Raw genomic sequence first — 555 nt, 5'->3', positions numbered from 1 at the left:
CCACAGAGATATGCACACGGACGCACACTCTTTCCGTGCGCGACGCGCTTCCGTTCTCGATACCGACGCGATCGCGCACCGGGTCACCGCGCCCGGCGGCGCCGCGATGCCGGCGATCGCCGCCGCGTTCGGCCCGGCCTTCGTGGCCGCCGACGGGTCGCTCGACCGGGCCCGAATGCGCGCGCTGGTGTTCGGCGACGACGCCGCGCGCAAGCGGCTGGAGGCCATCACACATCCGCTGATTCGCGCCGAGACCGAGCAGCAGGCCGCGCGAGCGAATGGCCCTTATGTGATCTTCGTGGTACCGCTGCTGGTCGAGTCGGGCAGTTGGCGCAACCGCGTCGATCGCGTGCTGGTGGTCGATTGCGAGGTCGAGACGCAGATCGCGCGCGTCATGCAGAGGAACGGCTTCGCGCGCGAGCAGGTCGAGGCGATCGTGGCACGCCAGGCCACCCGGGAAGCCCGCCTGGCGGCGGCCGACGACGTGATCGTCAACGAGGCCGCGCCCGACGCGGCGCTCGATACCCGCATCGACGCGCTGCACGCGCATTACCT

The 555-nt window shown here is 70.8% G+C and carries 1 protein-coding gene; it reads left to right on the top strand.

Features of this window, described 5'->3' with window-relative positions:
• Positions 1 to 10: 10 nt before the first annotated feature.
• The coding region (gene coaE / locus HWX25_RS32850; protein WP_175912756.1) for a dephospho-CoA kinase at positions 11 to 555 on the top strand (545 nt) is incomplete at its 3' end.

It is taken from the genome of Burkholderia sp. BCC1640, from assembly GCF_902833125.1.
GTDB classification, from domain to species: Bacteria; Pseudomonadota; Gammaproteobacteria; order Burkholderiales; family Burkholderiaceae; genus Burkholderia; species Burkholderia diffusa.
Note: the sequence above shows the minus strand (reverse complement) of the source record. Positions and strands in the feature narration are given on the sequence as shown.